This window comes from Okeania sp. SIO3B5 (assembly GCF_010692555.1).
Classification (GTDB): Bacteria; Cyanobacteriota; Cyanobacteriia; order Cyanobacteriales; family Microcoleaceae; genus Okeania.
The window spans coordinates 15,051-18,634 of record NZ_JAAHHG010000176.1 but is presented as its reverse complement, the minus strand read 5'-3'; the positions used below and the strand labels follow the sequence as shown (position 1 = coordinate 18,634).

1 protein-coding gene is annotated in these 3,584 nt (G+C 33.0%); it reads right to left on the bottom strand.

All coding sequences use genetic code 11. From position 1 onward, the window contains the following. Window positions 1-563: 563 nt before the first annotated feature. Window positions 564-2,411, bottom strand: coding sequence for a hypothetical protein (locus F6K54_RS22005; protein ID WP_293081918.1), 1,848 nt, complete (start codon window positions 2,409-2,411; stop codon window positions 564-566). Window positions 2,412-3,584: the final 1,173 nt, after the last annotated feature.

Below are 3,584 nucleotides of genomic sequence, written 5' to 3'. Positions count from 1 at the left end.
AAAAACAACATCATTCAAAAGGAACTTTAAACAATGAATAATGAATAATGAATAATGAATAATTAATTATTAGGGCTTGCTGAATAAAGCTAAAAGTAAGAATAGTCAAGGTAATTGAGCTTTTTATATTCAATTTATCTCCTAAGTGATTGGCTCTTATTTGCCTCAAAATACTGAGTTTTTATGCTGAAATTCAAGAAAATTTATTCACATAAAATGGCGAAACCATTATCTGTTTCTCCATCTCCGCGTCTCCGTGTCTTACCCCCACCAACCAATTTTTTCAGCAGACCCTAATTACCTCTCCCTAAAAGGAAGAGGATTGAATAAAAGGAAAATTTTTTCTTGTTTCTCCACGGCGAGTGATAGGCTTTAAACCTTAATTATTCTGTAAGTTCCTACCTAGAACAAATTACTTATCAACACGCTTTTCCTTTCAAATTATCTAATACCAGGGATTAAAATCCCAGGCTCACAGCTCAAGTCCTCTCAAGAGGAATCCGTATTTTCATTCCCTTTTAAAGGACTTCAGCTATTAGCCCTGAAATTTATTTCAGGGCAATTTAGGCTTCCACTCTAACTTTTATTTGGTCGTTTAATTTGACAAATTCTTGTTTATCATAATTATAAACCCAAGCATTAATTACGGTTTCTCCCACAGGTAAAGACTTAGCTGAAAATGTGACTTTCCATCGCGCTCTGTTATACTTTTTTGACTTAAGAACTTTAGCAATATCATTACTCTCTAAATTGACAATAGCATTAGCAAAGAAAGATTTATTTTGACCAGAAGAAAGTAAAACTAGATTCGGTTGTTTATTTTTATCCTGTCTAATTGCCCATCCCCCCAAACTAACAGTTTCATCTCTATTAATAATTAGAGTATTTTCAGTTGTTTGAGGATAATCTAAATAACCATAAGTTTGTTTTGTTTCTGTAATAAATTCCAGATTTTGTGGGAATTTTCGCCATCCTAATTTTGCCATAATTTCTGCACCTTCTCTGACTAACCACGTTTTGCCATTCATTAATACTAAACAACTATCCTGTGATTCTTGAATAAATTCTGAATCTTCCAAATAGTTAATTATTTCTAGACACTCTTTCCGACTTTCCATGTAGGGAAAACTTGATTTTACATTACCAACAATATACACAGAGTTAACCATCATAATTCCTGTCATTACTACAGCAAAAATTTTATATATTGATAAATACTTTTGCTGCTGTTGCAGGAATAAACCAAAAAGATAAATTAGGGAAATAATTAATAAAATTGACGTAGTTGTATACCGCGAAGAAATCATTGCATTCTCGACACCATATTCTGCCCTGCCTACAGAAATAGATAGAGCAGAAATGAGAGAAAAGGTTCCTATTGTTAACCAAGGAATGGCTGCCGGAACAAAGATAAATTTATCAAAATAATTGGGTCTAAAACCCCACCTTTTAAGGCTAAATATTTTTGGAACGGAGCTTAAATCCCCATTGCAAAAATCACTTCTGTACGTCGCCAATCCGACGGCTTCCCTATCTGAATTCTGACTTCTGACTTCGTTAAACCAGGGTTTCTTGAGAAAATAAAATGTGAAAAATATAAAACTAGAAAATAATATTAATCCTGTCAAAATTGCTGGAATGGAAATTCTGACTAAAGGCAAACCTAAAATAGCTAAAAAATAATTGATTATTAGGAATGGTTGTTCTGTAAATAAAAATGGTTTTGGCTCTCGAATGGGATTATAGTTAATTGAATATATAAAACATGAAAGTATAAAGAGTAAAATCCAAATAGTTACTCTACTAATTTTTTGTTTGGGTTTACCTTCTAGCCAAAATATTGATGGTATAAGTACAAACCAAGAAAATAATCCTTGTATTAATGTAAAACTGCCAATAAAACAGGATATTGCTGCCAGAAATATTTTTGTTTTTGCTGAAAATTTATCGAATGCGTAAATAAAATAGATTGCTATGATTAAACATAAATTTGTCAGAAACCAAAATAGGGTAAATCCCCATAACCAATTCTGATGTTGTACTAAAGAAAATAATAATATACTGACTAATATATTTGCTATATGTAGGATATTTTTGTTTTTATTCTGGAATTGAATTTCGGCTATTTTACAGATAGCAAAAAATGTGATGATGACAAAAATTACGCTACAAATTATTTCAGCTTGGGTGTTCCATTTAGTGGCAGAAGCTAAGGCAGTAATAATTAATTTAGGAATTAATATTCTGTGATGTCCGTGTACTGTAAAAAAGTCAAAAAATGTGGCGTTTCCTTCAGCAACTCGCTCAAAGATAGGGGTTAATCTCCATTGGTCCCAGTAGGGAACGTTGACACTAAAATTAGTGAGAAACCATAGGAGTAATAAGACTGGGAAAATATAGAGGGTTAGCAAGAATATTCTGCTTTGGGAAAAGACTTTTAACATTATTGGGAAGTGGCGAGCGGCAATATTATAGGTGTAGCTTGGGTTGAGGAACGTTAGCGCAGCTTATCCGTAGGATAAACCCAACTACTGACACTTATACAATAAAACAAACCACATCTGTATCTCTTTTCTCTATTCGTTTAATGTTGGGTTTCACTACCGTTCAACCCAACCTACAATCTACTTTTAACATTATTAGAAAATTGGTAGATAGCTTTTTTTGGAAATATTACCTTAAAGCGAAGTTGAAAGTCCTGTCTCTTTAGAACTATGTAGCAATAGAGATGAATAAAATTTTTATTTCTGATTTGCGAAAAGCTTACCTCTGAATTTTCTAGGCAAAAGCTCCTATTGCTATATCCGCAATCAAAGAGAACTGAGCAAAAATTCCTATTGCGTATGCAGCAATAGAGATGAATAAAATTTTGATTTCTGATTTGCGAAAAGCTTACCTCTGAATTTTCTAGGCAAAAACTCCTATTGCTATATCCGCAACAAAAAGGAACTGAGTCTAAATTCCTATTGCGTATGTAGCAATAGAGATGAATAAAATTTTGATTTCTGATTTGCGAAAAGCTTACCTCTGAATTTTCTAGGCAAAAGCTCCTATTGCTATATCCGCAACAAAAAGGAACTGAGTCTAAATTCCTATTGCGTATGTAGCAATAGAGATGAATAAAATTTTGATTTCTGATTTGCGAAAAGCTTACCTCTGAATTTTCTAGGCAAAAGCTCCTATTGCTATATCCGCAATCAAAGAGAACTGAGCAAAAATTCCTATTGCGTATGCAGCAATAGAGATGAATGAAATTTTGATTTCTGATTTGCGAAAAGCTTACCTCTGAATTTTCTAGGCAAAAGCTCCTATTGCTATATCCGCAATCAAAGAGAACTGAGCAAAAATTCCTATTGCGTATGCAGCAATAGAGATGAATGAAATTTTGATTTCTGATTTGCGAAAAGCTTACCTCTGAATTTTCTAGGCAAAAACTCCTATTGCTATATCCGCAACAAAAAGGAACTGAGTCTAAATTCCTATTGCGTATGTAGCAATAGAGATGAATAAAATTTTGATTTCTGATTTGCGAAAAGCTTACCTCTGAATTTTCTAGGCAAAAGCTCCTATTGCTATATCCGCAA